At 54.3% G+C, this 22,032-nt stretch carries 16 protein-coding genes, 4 pseudogenes and 1 riboswitch; of the genes and pseudogenes, 9 read left to right on the forward strand and 11 right to left on the reverse strand.

The features are described 5' to 3' along the window. Both BCA33_RS05230 and BCA33_RS05235 read right to left on the reverse strand, forming a co-directional pair. The coding region (locus tag BCA33_RS05230; protein ID WP_139172906.1) for a GAF domain-containing protein at nt 1-379 on the reverse strand (379 nt) is incomplete at its 3' end. A 15-nt stretch (nt 380-394) separates the two neighbouring features. Continuing rightward, nucleotides 395-925, reverse strand: coding sequence for an RNA pyrophosphohydrolase (locus BCA33_RS05235; protein WP_071263972.1), 531 nt, complete (start codon nt 923-925; stop codon nt 395-397). Between the two features lie 171 nt (nt 926-1,096). On the opposite strand from BCA33_RS05235, the pseudogene BCA33_RS05240 reads away from it, so the two are divergent. Then, nucleotides 1,097-1,752, forward strand: a pseudogene (locus tag BCA33_RS05240) (HAD family hydrolase). 58 nt (nt 1,753-1,810) lie between these two features. Here BCA33_RS05240 and BCA33_RS05245 read toward each other — a convergent pair. The 3 genes and pseudogenes from BCA33_RS05245 to BCA33_RS05255 form a co-directional block, all read right to left on the reverse strand. Further along, on the reverse strand, nt 1,811-3,007 hold the full coding sequence (locus tag BCA33_RS05245; protein ID WP_071263974.1) for a class I SAM-dependent rRNA methyltransferase: 1,197 nt from the start codon (nt 3,005-3,007) through the stop codon (nt 1,811-1,813). Between the two features lie 225 nt (nt 3,008-3,232). After that, nucleotides 3,233-3,625, reverse strand: a complete 393-nt coding sequence (gcvH, locus tag BCA33_RS05250; protein ID WP_071263976.1) for a glycine cleavage system protein GcvH — start codon at nt 3,623-3,625, stop codon at nt 3,233-3,235. 44 nt (nt 3,626-3,669) lie between these two features. After that, nucleotides 3,670-4,559 (reverse strand): annotated as a pseudogene (locus BCA33_RS05255) (LysR family transcriptional regulator). Between the two features lie 122 nt (nt 4,560-4,681). Between BCA33_RS05255 and metE the strand changes: the two are divergent. Further along, on the forward strand, nt 4,682-6,970 hold the full coding sequence (gene metE, locus BCA33_RS05260) for a 5-methyltetrahydropteroyltriglutamate--homocysteine S-methyltransferase (RefSeq protein ID WP_071263977.1): 2,289 nt from the start codon (nt 4,682-4,684) through the stop codon (nt 6,968-6,970). Here the strand turns inward: metE and cpdA are convergent. The 4 genes and pseudogenes from cpdA to thiC all read right to left on the reverse strand — a co-directional run bounded on the left by cpdA (nt 6,964) and on the right by thiC (nt 11,244). Then, nucleotides 6,964-7,770 (reverse strand): 3',5'-cyclic-AMP phosphodiesterase, encoded by an 807-nt coding sequence (cpdA, locus tag BCA33_RS05265; RefSeq protein WP_071263978.1) that lies wholly within the window; start codon nt 7,768-7,770, stop codon nt 6,964-6,966. The two genes, metE and cpdA, sit on opposite strands and share 7 nt — an antisense overlap. Before the next feature lie 226 nt (nt 7,771-7,996). Beyond that, nucleotides 7,997-8,482, reverse strand: coding sequence for a DUF1249 domain-containing protein (locus tag BCA33_RS05270; RefSeq protein ID WP_071263980.1), 486 nt, complete (start codon nt 8,480-8,482; stop codon nt 7,997-7,999). A gap of 2 nt (nt 8,483-8,484) precedes the next feature. Further along, a pseudogene (locus BCA33_RS05275) lies at nt 8,485-9,098 on the reverse strand (NUDIX domain-containing protein). A 268-nt stretch (nt 9,099-9,366) separates the two neighbouring features. Beyond that, the gene (gene thiC / locus BCA33_RS05280; protein WP_071263990.1) at nt 9,367-11,244 is read right to left on the reverse strand and encodes a phosphomethylpyrimidine synthase ThiC; all 1,878 of its coding nucleotides are present in this window, start codon (nt 11,242-11,244) and stop codon (nt 9,367-9,369) included. A 90-nt stretch (nt 11,245-11,334) separates the two neighbouring features. Continuing rightward, a riboswitch (TPP riboswitch) is annotated at nt 11,335-11,449 on the reverse strand. Between the two features lie 206 nt (nt 11,450-11,655). On the opposite strand from thiC, the gene BCA33_RS05285 reads away from it, so the two are divergent. Beyond that, nucleotides 11,656-13,032 carry a TolC family outer membrane protein gene (locus tag BCA33_RS05285; RefSeq protein ID WP_071263982.1) on the forward strand — a complete coding sequence of 459 codons (1,377 nt, stop codon included), beginning with the start codon at nt 11,656-11,658 and terminating at the stop codon, nt 13,030-13,032. A gap of 82 nt (nt 13,033-13,114) precedes the next feature. Here BCA33_RS05285 and waaA read toward each other — a convergent pair whose 3' ends face one another. Next, entirely contained in the window at nt 13,115-14,368 is a 1,254-nt protein-coding gene (gene waaA / locus BCA33_RS05290; RefSeq protein ID WP_071263993.1) for a lipid IV(A) 3-deoxy-D-manno-octulosonic acid transferase, read from the reverse strand. Nucleotides 14,369-14,490: 122 nt separating this feature from the next. On the opposite strand from waaA, the gene lpxL reads away from it, so the two are divergent. From lpxL to BCA33_RS05310, 4 genes and pseudogenes are all read left to right on the forward strand, one after another. Beyond that, nucleotides 14,491-15,438 carry an LpxL/LpxP family Kdo(2)-lipid IV(A) lauroyl/palmitoleoyl acyltransferase gene (gene lpxL, locus BCA33_RS05295; protein ID WP_083394638.1) on the forward strand — a complete coding sequence of 316 codons (948 nt, stop codon included), beginning with the start codon at nt 14,491-14,493 and terminating at the stop codon, nt 15,436-15,438. Between the two features lies 1 nt (nt 15,439). Next, nucleotides 15,440-16,398, forward strand: a pseudogene (locus BCA33_RS05300) (mitochondrial fission ELM1 family protein). Further along, nucleotides 16,395-17,510, forward strand: a complete 1,116-nt coding sequence (locus BCA33_RS05305; protein WP_071263984.1) for a glycosyltransferase family 4 protein — start codon at nt 16,395-16,397, stop codon at nt 17,508-17,510. The pseudogene BCA33_RS05300 and the gene BCA33_RS05305 overlap by 4 nt, the downstream one beginning before the upstream one ends. Next, nucleotides 17,507-18,547: a glycosyltransferase gene (locus BCA33_RS05310; RefSeq protein WP_071263986.1), complete on the forward strand. Its 1,041-nt coding sequence runs from the start codon at nt 17,507-17,509 to the stop codon at nt 18,545-18,547. Before BCA33_RS05305 ends, BCA33_RS05310 begins: the two co-directional genes overlap by 4 nt. Here the strand turns inward: BCA33_RS05310 and BCA33_RS05315 are convergent. After that, nucleotides 18,525-19,214 (reverse strand): SGNH/GDSL hydrolase family protein, encoded by a 690-nt coding sequence (locus BCA33_RS05315; protein ID WP_368087219.1) that lies wholly within the window; start codon nt 19,212-19,214, stop codon nt 18,525-18,527. The two genes, BCA33_RS05310 and BCA33_RS05315, sit on opposite strands and share 23 nt — an antisense overlap. Before the next feature lie 180 nt (nt 19,215-19,394). Here BCA33_RS05315 and BCA33_RS19675 point away from each other — a divergent pair, with 180 nt between their 5' ends. Further along, nucleotides 19,395-19,970 (forward strand): YrbL family protein, encoded by a 576-nt coding sequence (locus tag BCA33_RS19675; RefSeq protein WP_254774206.1) that lies wholly within the window; start codon nt 19,395-19,397, stop codon nt 19,968-19,970. Between the two features lie 136 nt (nt 19,971-20,106). Continuing rightward, on the forward strand, nt 20,107-21,963 hold the full coding sequence (locus tag BCA33_RS05325) for a DUF3413 domain-containing protein (protein ID WP_083394639.1): 1,857 nt from the start codon (nt 20,107-20,109) through the stop codon (nt 21,961-21,963). Nucleotides 21,964-22,032 lie beyond the last annotated feature (69 nt).

Raw genomic sequence — 22,032 nt, forward strand, 5'->3', positions numbered from 1 at the left:
CCACAAGAACGCCGAGTACCCGGCGATGGTGAATAATGGGAACCCCAAGAAAAGAACGGAAACGCTCTTCGCCCGTTTCAGGAAAGTAGCGATAGCGGGGGTGGGACGGTGCATCTTCCAGGTTAATAGGCTCTTCACGGGAGCCCACAAGCCCCACCAGCCCTTCGGAATGGGCGAGGCTTACTTGGCCAACTGCCTGCAAGTACAGACCCTCAGTCGCCATTAGAATATAGCGGTTGGAGGCCGGGTCCAGCAGATAAACGGAACACACTTCGGTTCCCATGGCTTTTTGCACGCGCGATACAATAATGCCCAGCGCCTCCTGGAGATCCCGGGCACTGTTTACTTCTTGTACAAGACTTCGCAGAATGCTCAGCATGGGTGTGTCAGTCCGTCATTTCGCCTGTTCCTTTAAACGCCGGTCATGCTCACTTCTGTGCCACTGCTCCATGTTGTAGAACAGTCTTGGCGCAAGCTCTCTCAGCGCACGTCGATATACTTCACGCTTGAAGGAAACCACCTGTCCCAACGGATACCAGTAGCTTACCCACTGCCACCCGTCGAACTCCGGTGAATCCGTACCGTCAACGCGTACTTGCGCATCCGGTGATAACATCCTCAGCAGGAACCATTTCTGTTTTTGGCCCACGCAGACGGGGTGCGAGTTGTGCCGTACCATTCTTCGGGGCAGGCGGTACCTTAACCAACCCCGGGTACAACTGATGATTTCAACATCATTGGCGCCTAAGCCAATTTCCTCTCCAAGCTCCCGGTACAGTGCTTCTTCCGGCGACTCTTCATGATTAATACCGCCTTGGGGAAACTGCCAGGAGTCCTGCCCTATTCGCCTTGCCCAGAGAACTTCCCCCTGGTGGTTGGCCAGAATGATTCCGACGTTGGGTCTGAAACCGTCTAAATCGATCACGGCACAGTCCTCTTAATAAAGTCGGCAGACCGGTCAGTTATTTGCCGGTCGGATTTTTCCAAGTTGCGCTCATTCTTACAGAATCCCAAGGCTTCGGCAAACGCAGCTGCACTCCGGCACCCGTGGTAAGATACCGGTTTTCGCAAGCCCTGTTCCTCTGGAGGTAATCTCTTGACGCTCGCAATTTTTGATCTGGACAACACCCTGCTAGCTGGTGACAGCGATCATGCCTGGGGTGAGTTTTTGGTAGAGGAAGGTATTGTTGATGCTGAGGCCTATCGCAAAGCCAATGATCGCTTCTATCAGGAGTACTTGAATGGCGAGCTGGATATACTGAGCTACCTTGGATTTGCACTTCAGCCTCTCGCGATCCATAGCATGGACGAACTGCTGGAATGGCGAGCCAAGTTCATGGATAAAAAAGTACGCCCGATGCTACAGGCAAAGGCCAGCGAGCTTTTGGACAGCCACCGGGAGCGCGGCCATACCCTGATGATTATCACGGCTACCAACCGATTTGTCACCGAGCTCATTGCCGATGTTCTGGGTATTGAGCACCTGATCGCCACTGAGCCCGAGATGGTCAACGGCCGCTATACCGGCGGAATTGCTGGCACCCCCAGCTTTCAGGAGGGAAAAGTGGCCCGGCTGAATGACTGGCTGGCAACTACCGGTGAAAGCCTGGACGGCGCCTGGTTCTACAGCGATTCACACAATGACGTGCCACTGCTGGAAATAGTGGATAACCCGGTAGCGGTTGACCCGGATCCTAAGCTGGAAGAATTCGCCAAAAATAAGGCTGGGGCGTTATGACGCTTCGCGATTGATACCCGCCAAAAAATCACTGAGCCCGCACTCTTTTTGGGCGCGGGCTCAGCCTTAGCGTTACATAAACCCGGTGAGAGATCGCACAAAGCAGGATTTGATGTAGTCGGTCTCGGGAATTCCCGGAATAATCGGGTGGTCCGGCGCCTGATGCCCCTGCTCTAACAGCTGCACGAAGCGGTCAATTTTTCGGCCACTGCCACGGATGATATCAACCAGCTTCTCCTGGGAAAGATGCATGGAGCACGAAGCCGACACCAACAGCCCATCCCGCTCCAGCAACCGCAAACCTAGCTGATTCAACCGCGCATATGCTTGCTCACCGGCTTTCTGATCACGGCGGCGGGGAATAAAGGCCGGTGGGTCCAGCACAACGATATCAAACTTCTCCTTCTCGTCCGCCAGCGCCTTTAGCGCTTCGAATGCATCACCCTCAAGGGTCTCGACATTATCCAGGCCATTGAGCTTTGCGTTATGGTGTACGGAATCGATAGCGGCAGAAGAGCTGTCGACACAGGTAACCTGAGTCGCACCGGCACAGGCTGCCTGAATGCCCCAGCCCCCAACGTAGCTGAACACATCCAGCACCCGCTTACCTGGCGCGTAGGCCTGCAAGCGCTGGCGATTCATGCGGTGATCGTAAAACCAACCGGTTTTCTGTCCGCCCTCAAGGGGCACTTCAAAGCGAACACCGTTTTCTTCCACTTCAAGCAGAGTCGCCTCTGGGCCGTGGGCCTGCTCAATGTAGGTATCCAGCCCTTCTACTGAACGCATTTTTCCATCGTTCTTGAGAATAATGGCCTTCGGATGCGCCAACCGCTGAATCGCGCGAATAATCGATTCTTTCATCTGTTCCATACCGGCGGTGGAGATTTGCACCACCACGGTATCGCCAAACCGATCGACGACCAGGCCGGAAAGGCCGTCGCTGTCGCCGAACACCCAGCGGTAGAAGGGTTTGTCGAATAGCCGTTCTCGCAATACCAGAGCCGTCTCCATGCGCTGGGTCAGCCGATTCGGGGTCATGCCTTGGGCAGCATCACGGCTGATCAGGCGGCCGCAAATAAGGGCGTGAGGGTTCACGAAAACGACGCCAAGCGGTTTGTCGTTCGATGCGCGAAGCTCTGCCTGAGTACCGGCTTCAAACTGTGTTAGCGGTGACCGCTGGATATCAACTTCGTTACTGTAAACCCACAGATGGCCAGCCCGTAGCCTGCGCTCCGCGCCTTTGCGTAAATATAAAACCGGGAAATTCATGGCAACCACCTAGGGGAGTAAATTCAGGGCAGGGATTATACATTAACTGAAGAAGACCACACCTGAGCTGGGAACGCAGCCGGGGCGCGCCTCCCAAAACACGCTGTGAATACATCCATGTACGCTTGGCTCCGCCATCCATGGCTACGCACAGTTTTGGGAGGCGCGCCCCGACCGCTCTAGCGTGGGAACTGCCTATGACAACTCTCAAACCAGAGGCAGTGATTACTCAGCAGCGGCTACATGCTCAGCGTAAGCATCTGCATCCATCAGCCCATCGAGTTCACCTTGATCGGCAAGCTTCACTTTGAACATCCAGCCGTCGCCGTAGGGGTCTTCGTTGACCTTCTCAGGTTCATCTTCAAGAATCTCGTTGATCTCGATGACTTCACCCGTTACCGGGCTGAACACATCGGATGCGGATTTCACGGATTCGGCAACACCGGCTTCTTCGCCGCCAGTAACCGTTTCGCCAACCTCGGGGACGCCAATATAAACCACATCCCCCAACTGGTCCTGGGCGAAGTCTGTTATGCCGACGGTTGCAGTGCCATCAGCGTGCACTCGTACCCACTGGTGGGTGTCGATGTATTTGAGATCAGAAGGGGTATCGCTCATAAGGGTAATTCCTACCGGATTTTTCGGGCAGTGTAACCGAAACGTTAGCGCCAGCGAACCTCTCTTGCCAGCTTCATGAACGAATCCATGTACTGCACACCTACATCACGCTCGCGGCAACCCAGAAAAATCTGTTTGGAGATACCTTCTTTCCCCAGTTTTACCGGAACAATGGCTAGCCGTTCGCTGTATTCCGTTACCAGCCAGCGTGGTAACGCCGCTACTCCCCGGCCGGCGGCGACCATTTGCAGCATAATATCTGTGGTTTCGATGGTTTTATGGCGGGCTGGGCGCATGTTTGCGGGCACTAGCAAGTAGTTGAACACATCTAGGCGTTCTATCGCGACGGGATAGGTGATCAGGGTTTCTGGTTCCAGATCCGCCGCCTCCGCCCAGGGCTTTCCCGCTAGGCGATGGTTGGCCGCAACCACCAGCACCTGTTCGTAATCAAATACCGGCTCAAAGACCAAACCGGGCCTGTGCAGTGGGTCGGGGGTGACCAGCATGTCGATGTCATGGCCAAACAGCGCTCCAATGCCGCCGAACTGGAATTTCTGTTTTACATCCACATCCACCGACGGCCACTGCTCGAGATAGGGCCCTACCACCTTCAGCAGCCATTGATAACAGGATGGCACTCCATTCCGATTCGCAGCGTGCCGGCTTGGCCGTTGGCGAACTGGCCGATTTGCATCTCTGCATGCTCGAATTGCGGCAACAGGCGGTTGGCCAGCGCCAGCAGGTGGCTGCCTGCTTGAGTCAGCCGAAGCTGCCGCCCTTCCCGAAACCATAACGGGGTTCCAAGCTGCTGTTCCAGCTTGCGAACGGAATGGCTGAGTGCGGACTGGGTCAGGTGAAGGCGGCTGGCGGCGGCCGTTAGCGAGCCTTCTGATTCAACAGCCCGAAGCACTTCCAGGTGGTTACGCTCGATCATTCGACAACCCATGAGTGGAATTAATGGAACCCTGAAATAATACCATTATTTTTCATTAACCCCGAACGCTAATCTGGTCACTCCTATCAACGACTCACTAAGTACAGAACCAGGAGTTTCGGATGACCACAACACACAACCTAGGCTACCCGCGCATTGGCGCCCGCCGGGAACTTAAATTTGCCCTGGAAGCCCTTTGGAATGGCAAGTCCAGTGAACAAGCGCTGCAGAAAACAGCCGCTGAGCTGCGGTCGCAGAACTGGCAAGAGCAGGCCAACCTTTCCCTGGCACCTGTAGGTGAGTTTTCACTGTACGACCAAGTGTTGGACATGAGTGCAACACTTGGCAATCTGCCGGGGCGGGCCAGCACCCATGAAGGCTCTGCGCTGGACGAGTATTTTCGTGTGGCTCGGGGCCGCTCCCCCAGCGACAGCGCCTGTTGCAGCGTGCACGCCGGCGAAATGACCAAGTGGTTCGACACCAACTACCACTACATAGTGCCGGAATTCAGTGCCGATACGAGCTTTAGCCTGAATGCTGACCGTATTCTGGAACAACTAGCAGAAGCCCGTGCACAGGGCATAACCGCCAAACCGGTCATTATAGGCCCGGTGACTTATTTGTGGTTAGGCAAGGCCAAAGACGACTCTGATTGCCTGGTTCTGCTGGAAAAACTGTTGCCGGTGTACAGCGAGCTACTGGAAAAACTGGCGACAGCGGGCGCGGAATGGGTACAAATTGATGAGCCAGCGCTGGTTACCGAATTGGATGCCGACTGGAAGCACGCCTTTATCCTCGCCTACTACGAGTTGAAAACAGCACCTGTGAAGCTACTGCTGACGACCTATTTTGGGGAACTTCGGGAAAATCTGCAGCTTGCTTGTGAGCTGCCAGTAGCAGGCGTTCACCTGGATGCTGTCAGCGCACACGGAGAATTTACGCGGCTAGCCGATTGGCTACCCGCCCACAAGGTGCTTTCTCTCGGTGTAATTAACGGGCGTAATGTCTGGAAGACCGACCTGAACGCCACGTTAGACCTTATCGAGCCCCTCAAAGACAAACTGGGCGAGCGTCTTTGGCTTGCTCCATCCTGCTCCCTACTGCACGTACCCGTTGATTTGGAGAGTGAGACCACGCTGGATCCCGAAATTCGCAACTGGTTGGCATTTGCCCGTCAGAAACTGCAAGAATTGAACACTCTGGCGAAGGCGCTTGATGAGGGGCGCGAGGCCGTCGCTCAAGAGCTGGCCACCAACCAAAAAGCGATTGAAAACCGCCGCCAGTCATCAAGAGTGCATAACCCGGCGGTTGCAAAGGCGTTGTCGGCCATTACGCCGCAGCATGGCCAACGCAAGAGTCCGTTCAGTACCCGGGCCAAGCTACAGCAGGCGCGGTTCCAGCTACCAGCCTACCCAACAACGACGATTGGCTCATTCCCGCAAACCCCGGAAATACGCGAGGTTCGTAAAGAATTCCGCAAGGGAAACCTAAACCAACAGGACTACACTGCGCGGATTCATCAAGAAATTGCCTACTGCGTTGAGCAACAGGAAGCGCTTGGCCTGGATGTACTGGTGCACGGCGAAGCTGAGCGCAACGACATGGTGGAGTATTTTGGCGAGCAACTGGAAGGCTATGTATTCAGCCGTTTTGGTTGGGTGCAGTCCTACGGCTCACGATGCGTGAAGCCTCCCATTCTGTTCGGTGACATTACTCGCCCCACGGCCATGACCGTAGACTGGATAAAATACGCCCAGTCACTGACCGACAAGCCTCTGAAAGGCATGCTCACCGGCCCAGTGACCATCCTTAACTGGTCATTCGTGCGTGATGATCAACCACGCAAGGACACCTGCCTGCAGCTGGCACTGGCCGTACGTGAAGAAGTGCAAGACCTGGAAAAAGCGGGTGTAGGAATTATTCAGATTGATGAGGCTGCACTGCGCGAAGGCTTGCCACTGCGCCAGTCAGACTGGAACACTTATCTGGAGTGGGCCATCGAGGCCTTCCGTCTCAGCGCCAACGGCGTGGAGGATGGCACTCAGATTCACACTCACATGTGTTATTCGGAGTTCAACGACATCATTGGGGCCATTGCTCGCATGGATGCGGATGTGATTACCATCGAAACATCACGCTCTGCCATGGAATTGCTTGATGCGTTCAAGAGCTTTGAGTATCCCAACGATATCGGCCCGGGCGTCTATGACATCCACTCGCCGAACATTCCGCAAGTGGAACAAGTGACAGGCCTAATGAGGAAGGCAGCAGAGCGGATCCCGGCAGAACGTTTGTGGGTTAACCCGGACTGCGGCCTGAAAACCCGGCGGTGGGAAGAAGTGATTCCTGCTCTCGAAGCTATGGTAGCGGCAGCAAAAGAACTGAGAGAACAAACTGCGGTTACTCAGTAACCCGAGCTGTTTTGATCGATATCAAACTCGAAATCCAGGGCCCGGCACACTTCCGTTGTGAAGTTGCCGGAGGCTTGGAGCTCAAACCAGCGATAACCTGGGGCCAAGTCTTCGACGGAAAATTTACGGGAGCCGGAGGTAAACTGAATACAGGTTGAAGGCGTTGCTAGCAGCTGCACGCCATTTCTCTGCTGCTCATGGGTCTGATGGATATGCCCCCACAGCACTATTTTTACCTGCGGGAAGCGATCAATGACCTGCCAGAAATCTGCACGATTCCTCAGACCAATATCTGTCATCCAGTCAGCACCAATATCAACCGGGTGGTGGTGCAGTGTGACAAGCGCCGGCAAATCCGTGTGCTGCTCAAGCATTTCTGCCAAAAACTCCAATTCTGACTTCGCAAGCTCACCAAATACTTTCCCGGGCACGGAGGAGTCCAGAAGAATAAACTGCCAGCCACCCTGAATAATGTGTCGGCGAGCTGCGCCATAGGTTTGTGCAGCGTCGGTTAGGCGCTCAACATGATCATGATTCCCTGCGACCCATGCACAATCGCCGCTAAAGGCTCCAAGGCGATCACCTAAAACGCGATAGGCCTCTTCCGAGCCATCTTGCGCGAGATCGCCGGTGGCCAGGACCAAATCCGGTTGCCCATGGGATTTGAGCACCTCTTTGATCACGGCATCGAGGCTGGCACGGGTATTTACACCAAGCAGCGCACCCTCTGCGCTAGCCATAAGGTGCGGATCCGTTAACTGCAGTACCCGAAGTGGCCGGGTGGCTTGTTTAGAAATCATGATGCTCTTGGTCTGCTCTCTGTCATCGCTTGGGAACCTAGTCACAGGTTACTGCTTCATTCCCCATGGTTTCAGAACAAGTGTACGTTGTCAGCTTAAGGATTGATCACCCGTCACTGGAACCGGTGTCACATTCTGGCGAGGCACTTCGCTATATATTGCATTTTTTAACAACTGCGCCATCTTTCAGGTCGCGAGACTGATTGCGAGAGAGGTAAAACTGCGCCTAGTCGGCGCTTTCGCCAGCAGTCCACGCAGCATGCTCAAGTGGCAGGTGGCCAAACCGCAGGCAGTACTCAAGCCAGTCGGCAAGAAACCCGTTCACCTGAACTTTTTCATCGGGGTGGTGCATAAAACGGTTGGGGTAATCGTTAACAGGGGCAATTTGTGTGTCGCGATAGCAGCTGATGACTTCGGCCATGGCTGCATCGTGATACACCCGTGCGGTCATCTGCGGGTTGTTGAGCCAGCGACCGCTATTGTGGATTTGCTCAAGCAAAAGGGTTTCGGTATATCTGGCCGTTTGCAGTACCTGAATCCGAACCCGGCCCAGGTACTGGTTTTCTCTGTGCAGTTCAATTTCGCACATAGGGCGCCCATCAACCCTGAGCTGACGCAATCTGAAAAGGCGCTGATAATTGCCTTCACACAGGGCGCCAAGCTGGCGTAGATCCGGCACATAACGCTTGGGTTTCATTGCCCACTCACCCATGACTACCTCCCCGCCCGCAATCTGGATCGGTTGAGCTGGAGCCACTGGATGGCGATGATAGCCGCCGCATTGTTGATGCGGCCGTCGCTGATCATGGCGATGGCTTCATCCGCTGAAACTACGTGGGCCCGAATGTCTTCATGTTCGTGTTCAAGGCCGAAGAGACCGCCAGCGGATTCGGTGTTAACACAACCGTAGTACAGGTGAATCATTTCGGTGGTGCCGCCAGGGGAGACAAGGTACTCACAGATTTTTTCGAGCTTGCTGAAACTAAGCCCGGCTTCTTCCTGGCCTTCTCGTTGGGCGACGTCTTCGTTGGTTTCGCCTTCTTCGTTCATTCCAGCTACGAGCTCTAGCAGCCAAGGGGACTGGTTGCGCCGAGTGCGCCCAGGCGGAATTGCTCCAGCAGCACGATTTCGTCGCGGTTGGGGTCGTAGGGCAATACGCAGGTTGCGTCGCCGCGGATGAAGAGTTCGCGGGTAAACAGGGGCATGTTCCGGCCATCAAAGCGCGGGTGTGTCAGCCATAGCTTGTCCATGCGGAAGAAGCCTTGGAAGACGGTTTCGCGTTTTTCAATGGTGACGTCGCGGGCTTTGAACTGGAACGGCTCGGTCATGGTCTACCCTGCAATGGAATCGACTTTGAACGATAGACTCTGGCTGTGGGGTATTGCAAGCCTTCTTGGTGCTTGCTTGGGTGCAAGGCAGGGATCGAGAGAGCTTACCAAAACACGCTCCTTGCGGCACATCCATGTGGCGCTTGGGCTCCGCCATCCATGGCTCCGCACAGTTTTGGAAAGCTCTCTCGACCCCCGCCCCAGACTCATGAGCTATACGCTGGCAGGCGCGAGCTCCTATTACGCCGGCCGCCAGCTTCGGGGAAACTCAGACCCTATCGTAGAGCTTACTTCCCGCGTCAATAAACTCCTTGGACTTCTCCTGCATGCCAGCGTCCACCGCTGAGATCTCGTCCAAGCCGTGCTCTTTTGCGTAGTCGCGGACTTCCTGGGAGATTTTCATGGAGCAGAACTTTGGGCCACACATAGAGCAGAAGTGCGCCACCTTCGCGGAATCCTTGGGCAGGGTTTCGTCGTGAAAGGCGCGGGCTGTGTCTGGGTCCAGGCCCAGGTTGAACTGGTCTTCCCAGCGGAATTCGAACCGGGCCTTGGAGAGAGCATTGTCACGTATCTGGGCGCCCGGGTGTCCTTTGGCCAGGTCGGCTGCGTGGGCAGCAATTTTGTAAGTGATGATGCCGGTTTTTACGTCGTCTTTGTTGGGCAAGCCCAGGTGTTCTTTGGGCGTTACGTAGCAGAGCATGGCGCAGCCGTACCAGCCGATCATGGCGGCGCCAATGCCGGAGGTTATGTGGTCGTAGCCCGGGGCTATATCGGTGACCAGTGGACCGAGGGTATAGAACGGGGCTTCGTCACAGCACTCCAGCTGTTTGTCCATGTTCTCTTTAATCAAATGCATAGGTACGTGGCCAGGGCCTTCGATCATGCACTGTACGTCGTGTTTCCAGGCTATTTTGGTGAGTTCGCCCAGGGTTTCCAGTTCGCCGAACTGGGCCGCATCGTTGGCGTCAGATATAGAACCGGGCCGCAGGCCATCGCCAAGGCTGAAGGAGACATCGTAGGCTTTCATGATTTCGCAGATGTCTTCGAAGTGTTCGTACAGGAAGCTTTCCTGGTGGTGAGCCAGGCACCATTTCGCCATGATGGAGCCGCCGCGGGAAACGATGCCTGTGGTGCGTTTGGCGGTCATGGGCACGTGATGCAAGCGCACGCCAGCGTGGATGGTGAAGTAGTCTACGCCCTGCTCTGCTTGCTCAATCAGCGTATCCCGGAAGATCTCCCAGGTAAGGTCTTCGGCCACTCCACCTACTTTTTCCAGGGCCTGATAAATAGGCACTGTGCCGATGGGCACCGGTGAGTTTCGGATGAGCCATTCGCGGGTTTCGTGAATGTTCTTCCCGGTGGAGAGATCCATAATGGTGTCGGAGCCCCAGCGAATGCCCCAGGTGAGCTTCTCCACTTCTTCCTCAATGGAGGACGTAACCGCAGAGTTGCCGATGTTACCGTTGATTTTCACCAGGAAGTTGCGGCCGATGATCATCGGTTCAGATTCGGGGTGGTTAATGTTGGCGGGGATAATTGCCCTGCCCCGCGCAACTTCGTCGCGCACAAACTCGGGGGTGATTTCCGGCGGCAGGCTGGCCCCAAATGACTGACCTGGGTGCTGATCTTTCAACAGCCCCTGTTCGCGGGCTTCCTGCAGCTTCATATTTTCGCGTATCGCGATAAATTCCATTTCCGGCGTAACAATGCCCTGGCGCGCATAATGCATTTGGGTGACGTTTTTATCTGCTTGCGCGCGCAAAGGTTTACGCTCATCCATGAACCTGAGCGGATCAAGCTGCGGATCCTTCATGCGACGGCGGGTGAACTCCGATGTATACCCCTGCAACACCACGGTATCATCGCGTTCGGCTATCCAGGCGGCTCGAATGGCAGGCAGCCCTTTGCGCAAGTCGATGGTGGCGTCTGGGTCCATGTAAATACCGGATGTGTCGTACACCATCACAGGCGGGTTTTTCTCGCCGCCCAATTCCGTGGGTGTATCCTGTACTGTAATTTCCCGCATAGGCACGCGCAGGTCGGAACGGCTACCCTGTACGTATACTTTGCGCGATCCTGGCAACGGCTGTATCGCGGCGTTATCTACGCGGGCGGAATCACTGAGATAAGTTGGCAGATTTGTCATCATTTGCTCCCGGAATTTATCGTTGGTATTCGGGTCGCGCATGACGGGGAGAGCAGCTATGCCTTTATTCTACAGGTAGCGTTCGCTCTTCGATGGTCTGGTCTCAATCCCTACGCCGGTATTATCCGGATCAGGTCGCGGGTTCTGCGTTGCAATCTCAGCCGGCTACCAAAAACTCAGGCAGCTAGCACCCCGTCAAGACGCGATTCTATAATGCGTAGCACTCAAAGTAAGTGCTGTTTGCAAGTGTAGAGCTGAGGACGATTATTGTCCATAATGACCGGTCTGTTTAGGCCGGTTTGATGTATCCATGCCACCGCGGATGTCGCTTCCATGTCATCTGGGGCGATCCGGCATTCCTTTCAAGCGCCCCGGGTGGGTGCAGATGTGCACATGTATTCAGGAGTAATAATGAAGAAACGATTGCTTTCCGGACTTGTTGGCCTCTTGGCGGCTCAACCCGCCCTTTCCCTGGACTTGGTAGAGACCTATGAGAAAGCACTCTCCTACGACTCCGGCATTGCCACAGCTCAGGCCAGATTTGAGTCCCAGCAGGCTGCCAGCGATATCAGTCGCAGCAAGCTTCTACCACAGATAAATGCTTCTGCAGAGGCCAACTACACTGATATTAATGGGCCTGTCCAAGTTTTGGACTACACTACTGTCGGGTTTGGACTGCAATTAACTCAACCGGTGTTTCGTGCCGACGCTTGGTTCAGTTATGACGCAAGTCAGCTCCAGACCGATTCCGCCCGAGCCCAATATAATCTGGCGCAACAACAGCTGATTCTGGATGTCGCTTCTGCGTATTTTGACGTTCTGCGCGCGCAAGACACAGTCACCACGCTTCATGCTGCTGAAATCGCGATTCAGCGTCAGTATGATCAGGCGCAAGAACGTTTTGATGTGGGCCTAATTGCCATCACAGCAGTGTATGAAGCTCGCGCCACCTTTGATGATAGTCGCAGCCAAAGAATTGCAGCAGAGAATAGCCTGAACATTGCTCGTGAACAGTTGGCAAGACTGACCGGTGAGTACACTGAAGATCTGGAGAACTTACGTCAAAACTTCCCACTGAGCCCACCAAATCCAATGAGCCCGGACCTGTGGGAAAAAACGGCTCTAGAACAAAACTGGTCCATTCAGGCGGCGATGTTCGACTTGAAAACCAGCGAGAAAAATCTGAAAGTAGCCAAAGCAGGGCATTATCCGACGGTGGATTTGCAAGCGTCTTATGGCAAGTCCAAAACTGGCAACATCGGTGGTGAGACGTCCATATTTCAGCGCGAAGGCACCACCACTCAAGGCGTAATTGGCTTACAGTTGAGCGTTCCTCTGTATGCAGGCGGAGGTATCCAGGCGGGTGTGCGCCAGCAGCGTTCACAGGTTGTAGTGGCAGAAGAATCGCTGAACACGGTGCGACGAGACGTGCGGGTAAACACTCGCAGCCGGTTTTTGACCATCAATAACAACATTGAAACAACGTCGGCCCTGAATCAAACCATCGTATCGCGACGCAGTGCGTTGGACGCAACTCGCGCAGGATATGATGTGGGCACACGTAATTTCGTGGAAGTGCTGGACGCAGAGCGCGCCTATTATGTGGCTCTGCGCGACTACGCTAACTCTCGTTACGACTATGTTCTAAATTCGCTGCTATTAAAACAGTCCGCAGGCACGCTAAGCCCGAGGGATTTGATTGATCTGAACAATTGGCTGAGCGCCAAAGCCCCGGGCATAGAAGCTCTGGCCAATGATCAGAAGACTCTGGACGACCCTACTCGCTAGCTTGCTCTGACATAGCGCAGAAAATCACAGTGTAGATAGGGTGAAGGCCGAACATCCTCACCCTATCTTGCCCCTGACGCCCTCACACACGCTCAATTATCCCATCAACCACCCTATCCAGCGCACCTCTGTTTTTGTTGACCACTGACAACGCTCTTTGCCCGCTGGCCCGGCGCTCATCGACATCATCAAATAATGTCGAAAGGTGCTGAAACAATTCATCGGCGCCACTTACGATAACAACGCCACGATCGTCCACAAGGCGCTGGTATATGGTTTCAAAATTGAACACGTTGGGCCCGGAGATTACCGGAATACCCCAACCCGCAGGCTCCAACGGGTTGTGGCCGCCTCTCTTAATTAGCGAGCCACCTACAAATGCTGCGTCACTGGCACCATAGAGCATCATCAACTCACCCATGGTGTCGCCCAGATAAACCTCTGCCCCGACCAACCCATCGCCTCGGGACCGCCGGGCAAGGGAAAAACCCTGCTGAATGATCGTATCTGCCACGGACTCAAAACGCTCAGGGTGACGAGGGACAATGATTAACAGAGCACTTGGGTGAGCCTCCAAAATCTGCCGATGTGCTGCCAGTATTTGAGCCTCCTCACCCTCATGGGTACTGCCTGCGATCCAAACCGGGCGATCCGACAGCGACGCCCTAAGCTGAAAAGATATCTTGCGCACCGCTTCGGGAATATCTACATCAAATTTCACACTGCCTGTAACAGACACCTTTGATGCTGCAACCCCAATCCGACGAAAGCGTTCCGCGTCTTTCTCCGCTTGGGCAGCCACCCAGCTAATGCTGCGCATAATGGGCGCAACCAGGCTTTTGACGCGTTCATAACCACGGGCAGAGCGTTCGGAAAGCCGTGCGTTTATGAGAAAAACGGGCACTCGCCGGGAACGGCTTTGGCGGATCATGTTCGGCCAAATCTCCGTTTCCATGATAACGAGAATTCTGGGATTGGCCCGGTTCAGAAAGCGGCGTATCGACCCAGGTGTATCGTAAGGTGCGTAAGCATACTGAACCTGGTCGCCGAACATTTTCATGGCTTGAGTCAGGCCGGTGTCCGTCATGGCCGTCATCAGAATGGTAATGTCAGGATTACGGGCAAGCAGGCGCCGCACCATGGGTGCAGCCGCAATGGTTTCGCCAACCGACACCGCATGCACCCAAACCACCGTACCGCTGGTTCGGGGCACAAAACCCAAACGCTGCTGCCAGTTAATGCGAAGCTCAGGCGCCTGGCGACCTTGCCACCACAACCGCAGGAGAATAAACGGCAAGGCCAGCCGTATAAGTTGTGAATAGATAAATTGAAGCACGCAGGACTCCCGGCAAACCAGTGCGGTATCATAGCGTAAACCCTTATCATTTGCTTCCAACTGACTCTGCCGGGCAACATAGCCTAACCAGCAACCTACTGAGTTCTCAGGATACGTTTCAAGTGAAGAAGAAACACCGAAGCCAAGCACGCAACACAAACTACTCAGCCTACCGCCACCCCCGCTGGTGGCCAACCTGGGCTGGAATTGCTGTGATGTGGTGCACTGCCCAACTGCCTATCCGCTTTCAGTGGTGGCTTGGAAAACAGGCGGGGCTGCTGGCCTGGCATTTTGCACGCAGGCGCCGACACATCGCCGAGGTCAACATACGGCTGTGTTTTCCGGAACTCACACACGCTCAACAGGCTGCGCTTGTTCGCAACAGCTTTATCGCCAACGGAATAGGATTGATGGAGTTAGGAATAGCCTGGTTCCGTAACCCTGCCAAACTCACAGGCATAACTGAAGTGCACGGCAAAGAGCACATTGATAACGCCTTGGCGGAGGGTAAGGGCGTATTGTTGCTGGGCGGCCATTACAGCACTCTGGATCTGGGGGGCAGTCTGATTACCGAGTACATTGAGGCAGATGTAATGCAGCGGGATCACAACAACCCACTAGTAAATGCGGTGATGACCCGGGCGCGAGAACGGCGATACAAAACCGTTCTTGGTGCCCAGGACATCAGAGGGTTGTTCCGAAGCCTGCGGGAAAACCGTACCGTTTGGTATGCCACCGACCAAGACTATGGCCGCAAGGATGTTGTGTTTGCGCCTTTTTTTGGCGTTCCAGCTGGCACAATCAATGCGACATCCCGAATCGCCGCTCGCAGCCATTGCTGCGTTATTCCTTTCAGCCACTTCCGGCGAAACGATAAACCCGGTTACGACATTTACTTTCATCCCCCGCCAGAGCCTTTTCCAAGCGGCGACGACATACAGGATGCAACCGTGATCAACCAAATTCTTGAGAGGGAGATCCGACGCGCACCCGACCAGTACCTTTGGATGCACCGGCGCTTCAAAACGCGGCCAGATAAAAACGACCCAGGCTTTTATGGCGACAAATAACATGCCAGCAGCACCTGTAATATGGTTGCTCACAGACAACAAGCCCGGGCACCGGAATCAATTAAAAGGCCTGGGTAACCGTTTACGGGTAAAAGCCGGCGCCAGCCTGTTCTGGGTAAATGCTCTCGATGTAAACGTTCCATTGTGGCGCGCATTACTGGCGATACCCCCTGCGCTGGATAAAACGCTCCCCCACCCAGACCTGGTTATCGCAGCCGGCACGGGCACCCACAAGCTACTGCTCTCTTTGCGGCGACTCAAAAACACCAAAACGCTGGTTATCATGAAGCCCGGGTTCCCGCGTAGCTGGGTCGACGGATCAATTATCCCCGCCCACGATGGAGTGACTCAAAACCAGAATACTCTGATTACAGAAGGCGTTATAAACACCGTCACCCCCATGGCCAGGGTGACTGACAAGCCGGAAGCCCTGCTGTTGCTTGGCGGGCCGTCCCCCCATTTTGACTGGACGATGACGTTGTTTTTGGGCAGGTTACCCACTTGATTAGTGAGTATCCTCAATGGCGCTGGACAATCAGCGGCTCAAGGCGAACCCCGGATGCCCTCAGGGCGCGGCTTGATGAGCTTGCTGGCCCCAGAATCACCGTGGCAAACCCCGATAACACTCACCAAGACTGGCTCAGCCATAGCGTTGCCGCATCCCGGGCAATTTGGGTCACGCCAGACAGCATGTCCATGGTGTGCGAAGCCGCTACTTCCGGTGTGCCAACAGGGTTACTCCAGTTGCAGGAGCGCCCCGGCAGCCGTGTTGCAAGTGGCGTACACCGATTGGTTGAAACCGGCCATGTAGCTCGCTGGAGCGATCATGCTACGGTGATGGGCGGCAAAACCGGCCAGGAGACACCTTTATGGGAAGCCAACCGGGCCGCTCAATGGGTAATCCAGCGTGGGCTTATGCCGGGCACCATGGATAAAGCACAAAAGAGGATCAACACTTGAGAATTCTTCAGGCGCTGCCGGCCCTTTATAGTGGCGGTGTGGAGAGAGGAACCGTGGAGTTCGCGGCAGACCTTGCAAGGCACGGCCATGAGTCGTTCGTCGTCTCTAGCGGTGGCCCCCTGGCCGATCGCCTTGAGGAACAAGGCTCAACGCATATTCAAATGCCCATTCATCGCAAATCACCCGCATCTTTCGGGCAGGTTCGCCCCATGCGGAATCTGATTAGCGAGTTGCAGCCAGATATTATCCACGTACGCTCGCGCATGCCAGCCTGGATTGTACGCTTGGCGTGGAAGGGGCTACCGGCGCATCAGCGGCCCGCAATTATTTCAACCTTCCATGGCATGTACTCCGTTAACCCCTACAGCGCTATTATGGCCAAATCTGACCACGTGATTGCGGTTTCAAACTGCGTGCGCAATTACGTTACCCGGAACTTTCAGGTGCCGGATAACAAGCTTACCGTCATACAGCGCGGGGTAGATGTGGATTACTTTCAGCAACGGGAGCTAGGAGAAACATGGCTGCAGGCTTTGCTTGCGCAGTTTCCACACCTCGAACACAAGCGCATTTTGATGATGCCAGGGCGCATTTCCCGCTGGAAAGGCCAACTGCAGTTTCTTGAAGCCATGGCAGAAATCACCCGCGAAGCGCCTAACTGCCACGGCATCATTGTTGGCGGAGCAGAGCCGGGCAAAGAGCGCTTTATGGGGGAGCTTGAGCAGCACCGGGCGAAACTCGGGCTAACCGACAAGGTAACCTTCCTTGGGCAGCGAGATGACATGGCCGAGCTTTACCTGTTCTCTGACCTGGTCTGCCACATGTCCACAAAACCGGAACCCTTCGGCCGCACGGTAACCGAGGCTTTGTCATCCGGCACGCCAGTGGCTGCATTTAACCGTGGCGGCGCGGCAGAAACTCTTCAAGCCTGCTTCAAAGATGGGCTAGTAACACCGGATGACACTCGGGAATTCGCCCAGGTTGCGCTCAGGCTGCTGAACGGGACGGAGCCTGCAATCGAGATTCCGTCCCGGTTTCGACTGCAGGCACAAACGGAATCGACGCTAGAGGTTTACCGTAAGGTTCTCAGCGAAGCGCCCCCGCTATCATGAGCGCATCAGGCCACCTCAATATTGCCCAGCTCATCGCCACTCCAGGAAGCAACTGGGGGGGCATGGAAAAGCATACGGCCGACCTTTCGGAAGAGCTGGCACGTTGTGGCCATAAAGTTCACGTTCTTGCTCACCCGGATTACCAGCACCGCTTTCCACACACGGTTGATTTCCACCCTATACCGGTTCAATGGGGTAGGCGAAACCTCTTGCTTAAGCTGCGCTTGGGGCAAATGCTCCGCAAACTGTCACCCGATGTACTCCATGCCCAAGGCAATAAAGCTGCTGCACTGCTGTCAGGGATGGGGAGGCCAGAGAACATAACGGTGGGCACGATCCACGGCACCAAATCCAGCCATAAAGATTTCTACAAGCTTGATGGTGTGATTGCCGTAAGCAAAGGAATCCACCAGGCGCTATCACACCCTAATACAACACTGATTCACAATGGGATTAAGCCCCAGAGCCATGAGGCTAAAACGACTCACCCAATACCCAAAGCCCAAGCTTTTGCACTGGCCGTAGGTCGCCTCGAGCCGGTCAAGCAGTTCGACAACCTGATATCCGCGTGGACGACACTCAGGCCGTCACTGCCACTTTATATTTTGGGCGATGGCTCCGAGGCGGGTACATTAAAGGCTCAAATCCAACGCCTTGGCGCTGACAGTTTCATAAAACTACCCGGCCATGAAGACAACCCCACAGCTTGGTTTCAACAGGCATCTGTCTGCGTAATCAGTTCAGAGCGCGAGGGTTTCCCCTATGCGTTGGTCGAGGCGCTATTGGCGCGGTGCCCGGTTCTGTCAACGCCCGTAAACGGCGCTGTTGACCTCCTCCCTACGGAAAGCTTGGCAGACTCAACAGACCTCAGGGGATTGCAGTCACTGCTGGCAATACAGCTTACCGTTCTGGAAAGCCTGGAAAAGGCTCAGGAATCGTGCTTTGACCACGCGTTGAAAGAACTAACCCTAAAGGCAATGGCGAATCGGACTGAAGCTTTTTATTACGATCTTCTCAACGCAAAACCTCAGGGCTGAGAGTTTTTCTAACACAATCGGCCACAATACGATGCCCCTGCTCCGTAAGATGGGTACCATCGTCCATCAGGCATGCCTCAAGATTACCCCAAAGCTCATCCCACGCGTCGGCATAGAGTACGTTATTCTCGGCATTAGCAAGGTTTGCAAGAGCTGCGTTATATCTTAAAATCCTCGGATTCCGAGAGGTGTCGCGGTTCGGCGCTGTAGCAACCAACACAAACTGGCTATCAGGGGCAGACTTAAGCACCGACCGCACATTTTTAATGTACTCCTCTAAAGGTACTTGCTCGACAGCCCCCAGCCTTTTTTGGAGCTGCAAATGGCGCGCCCATTTCTTTAGTTTTTTAACAAGTTTTCTCGCCAGTTTTCGGCGCGGGTTGTCGGGGTAATATAGAACGTAAGGTGCGCCGCGAAACGTCAGCCAAGAATCCACCAACCCATACTGAATAAACACTAACGCGTATTCCGATGGGGGAAACGCTGCAGCATACTGCAACAACTCCCGGGTGGTACTCATGGTGTGCCCGCAGTTTGTGAACTCGTGTCCCAAGGCATTCGCAACCTGCTTAGCCCAGACCGGGCCCTCGAGGGTTCGAAAACCCTCTGTGTTACAATCACCAAACGCTAAACAAAGCTTGGTTGTCTCAGAAAGTCTCATAACCATCAGGCTCCAATTGCTAACGAAACGAATTGTCAGTGATGAAAGCCAGCCCAGCAATCATGATAAAAGTCCCAAGAGAAAAAGCCCTGTCGTGATAGATCTCTCAGACCAAAAGCCCTTTGCCTCAGGTACAACCGCCATTGTTACCAGCACCCAAACATCCCTGGACGCTGTCTGAAGGTAATTCGCCCTGAGAATATAGAAGCTCGCCATCAAAGACAGCAGCCTCTCAAGAAACTGCTTGGCAAGTCTAGGCTCAATGACAACAAACAGGAGCTGCGGGCCCATCAACAGAGTGCGATAGTGTCGTTGATCAAACAAGGCCACGAAAGCACTGTCTGGAGCCATCTTCCGCGATTTTATGGCGAAACGCCAACATCCCTCGGCGCGGCTAATGAAAGTGAACTGCTCCTGGATGACCACGGGGATCCCGCTCAAACACTTGAGCGTTACCTACAACAATACGGTTTTGACGCATCCATCAAAGCCGCTGTGGAGCGGCTCTGCCATTGGCTTCAGGAAACCGGCATCCTCACCCGCAACTTACTACCTCACAACCTGGTTATCATCGAGCGAGACAGTCAACAGGAAATTTTGTTGGTAGACGGTTTAGGAGCACCCACCGTTCCTCGATTGCTTTCAGCACTTCCTGCATGGAGGAAGCGCTATATAACGCGGCGAGTTCGGCGATTCTACAAGCGTATAGATTGGGAACTGAGCGACAGGGAGTATAGCTGGGAAGTATCTCAGCGGCTCTAAAGTACTGACGTACCAATTCGGGCGGGAGTGCACATCCTGAAGAACCGCCCCATCTAAAGTCGCGATACACGCGTGAACTTTACGGTACTCAGTTGTCAGCAGCGACCAACCCAGCATTTCGAGGCTACAAGTCTGTATGCAAATCAACAAACCTTCGCCTACCCCAGGTTCACGTCTAAATTGGGCGGCGTGGTTCATTTTTGCCAACGGCTTGTTGTGCGTCTTGGTCGGATTACGCTTTCTCCCTTGGATGACTGTGCCCGACAACACAACAGCCGTTTATGTGGCGTTGCTCCTGCCAGGGCAATTCCTGCTTCTCGCCTGGTTGGCCGGTCTTCCGTTACTGGTTTTCAGCCTAGCGCTGCGTATGCGACTGCTCTCGCTAATTGCAGTGATCTACAGCAGCTTGGCCATCGCCCTGCTACTCATTGATACAGTAGCCTACTCCCTCTACCGCTTTCATCTTTCTGGCTTTGTACTGGAGCTTGCTATAGAGGCTGGTACAGAGGTTTTTTCGTTCTCGTGGCAACTATGGGGCGCCTCTCTCGGCATTTTTGTTGCCATACTCTTCGTCGAGAGCCTATTGGCAGCCATGCTTTGGAGAAAACGCCCCAGAGCTAAATGGTTGGCAGGCGCATTTGCCATCATGCTATTTATGCAACTGGGCGTACACGGTTGGCACGCTTGGGCGGACGCGAACTACGATAGCCGGATAACCGGCATTAGCCGGCATGTACCTCTGTACTACGGAGCAACCGCCAAACGGCTTATGCAGCGCTACGGCCTGACTAACCAACAACAAGCCCGGACAACCGAAGCCTCGAAGTCGCTGGCTCAAACTGCTCCCGACGGGTCTCTCAATTACCCCACTCAACCATTGATTTGCACACAGCCGGCGCAGGCCTTCAATGTATTAATGATCGTAATAGACGGAGCTAGGTGGGACATGCTGGCGCCCGAGTGGACGCCCAACATTTACGAATTCGCCCGTAACAGTCTGGTATTTGAGCAGCATTACAGCAATGGAAATGCCACCAAACCTGGCATTTTTACATTTTTTTATTCCCTCCCGGCCAGTTATTGGGCCGCATTTACTGCCGCCAAAGAACCGCCCGTTACGATCCGCCGGATGCAGGAACTTGGCTACCAAATGAAGGTTTTGGGATCGGCAACACTCACAAGCCCTGCATTTGACCAGAATGTTTTCTCATCCATTCCCGACATAAGGTTGCATACACCGGGCGCTGAGTCTTGGGACAGAGACATGCAAATCACCGATGACTGGCTAGCGTTTACAAGCACCGAGCGCCAAACAAACAAGCCGTTTTTCGGGTTCCTTTTTTATGACACTACACACAATCATACCGTTCCTGACGACTATCCCGTAAAGTTCCAGCCCTACTGGGAAACGGTTAACAAGCTTGCACTAGACCAGGACTTTAATCCTGAACTGATCAAGAACAACTACAAATCAACTCTGCATTTGGTTGATGGCCAGGTAGGCAGGGTTCTTGATGATCTGCAATCCCACAAACTGCTGAACAACACGGTTGTGATGATCACCGGCGACCACGGTCAAGAGTTCAACGAATACGGGATGAATTATTGGGGCCACGGCAGCAATTTTGGCGAGTACCAACTGCGGGTGCCCATGGTGATACACTGGCCGGGCAAAACCGGTGCACGAATTGAATACCACACCGAGAATTTTGATATTGCCCCAACCCTGATGGCCAACGTCCTGGGTTGCGGGGCATCGTCAGCCAGTACTTACGCCTCTGGCAATGGCATGTTCAGAAAACGTCAGAAAAACTGGAGCATCGCCCACAGTTATATGGACTATGCCTTGCTTCTGGATGATCTGAACATTGTGACGGCCCCCTCCGGCGACGTCGACGTACTCGGCAAAGATATGCAACGAATAAAGGACTACACATTGCAACCCGGCATTACAAAACAGGTTCTCGATGAACTGTCCAGATTCTACAAATAGCGAGTTTGAGGCACCTCATACACATTTCGATGTGAGACAATTTTCATGAAGCTATCGGTCATCATCAGC

Source organism: Marinobacter sp. AC-23, assembly GCF_001858325.1.
In the GTDB taxonomy this organism is placed as follows: domain Bacteria; phylum Pseudomonadota; class Gammaproteobacteria; order Pseudomonadales; family Oleiphilaceae; genus Marinobacter.

Bases quoted from the DNA above. Each gene is read 5' to 3' on its own strand.
- BCA33_RS05245 (WP_071263974.1), bottom strand. From the start codon at position 3,007: ATGAATTTCCCGGTTTTATATTTACGCAAAGGCGCGGAGCGCAGGCTA.
- gcvH (WP_071263976.1), bottom strand. From the start codon at position 3,625: ATGAGCGATACCCCTTCTGATCTCAAATACATCGACACCCACCAGTGG.
- metE (WP_071263977.1), top strand. From the start codon at position 4,682: ATGACCACAACACACAACCTAGGCTACCCGCGCATTGGCGCCCGCCGG.
- cpdA (WP_071263978.1), bottom strand. From the start codon at position 7,770: ATGATTTCTAAACAAGCCACCCGGCCACTTCGGGTACTGCAGTTAACG.
- BCA33_RS05270 (WP_071263980.1), bottom strand. From the start codon at position 8,482: ATGGGTGAGTGGGCAATGAAACCCAAGCGTTATGTGCCGGATCTACGC.
- thiC (WP_071263990.1), bottom strand. From the start codon at position 11,244: ATGACAAATCTGCCAACTTATCTCAGTGATTCCGCCCGCGTAGATAAC.
- BCA33_RS05285 (WP_071263982.1), top strand. From the start codon at position 11,656: ATGAAGAAACGATTGCTTTCCGGACTTGTTGGCCTCTTGGCGGCTCAA.
- BCA33_RS05310 (WP_071263986.1), top strand. From the start codon at position 17,507: ATGAGCGCATCAGGCCACCTCAATATTGCCCAGCTCATCGCCACTCCA.
- BCA33_RS05315 (WP_368087219.1), bottom strand. From the start codon at position 19,214: ATGGTTATGAGACTTTCTGAGACAACCAAGCTTTGTTTAGCGTTTGGT.
- BCA33_RS05325 (WP_083394639.1), top strand. From the start codon at position 20,107: ATGCAAATCAACAAACCTTCGCCTACCCCAGGTTCACGTCTAAATTGG.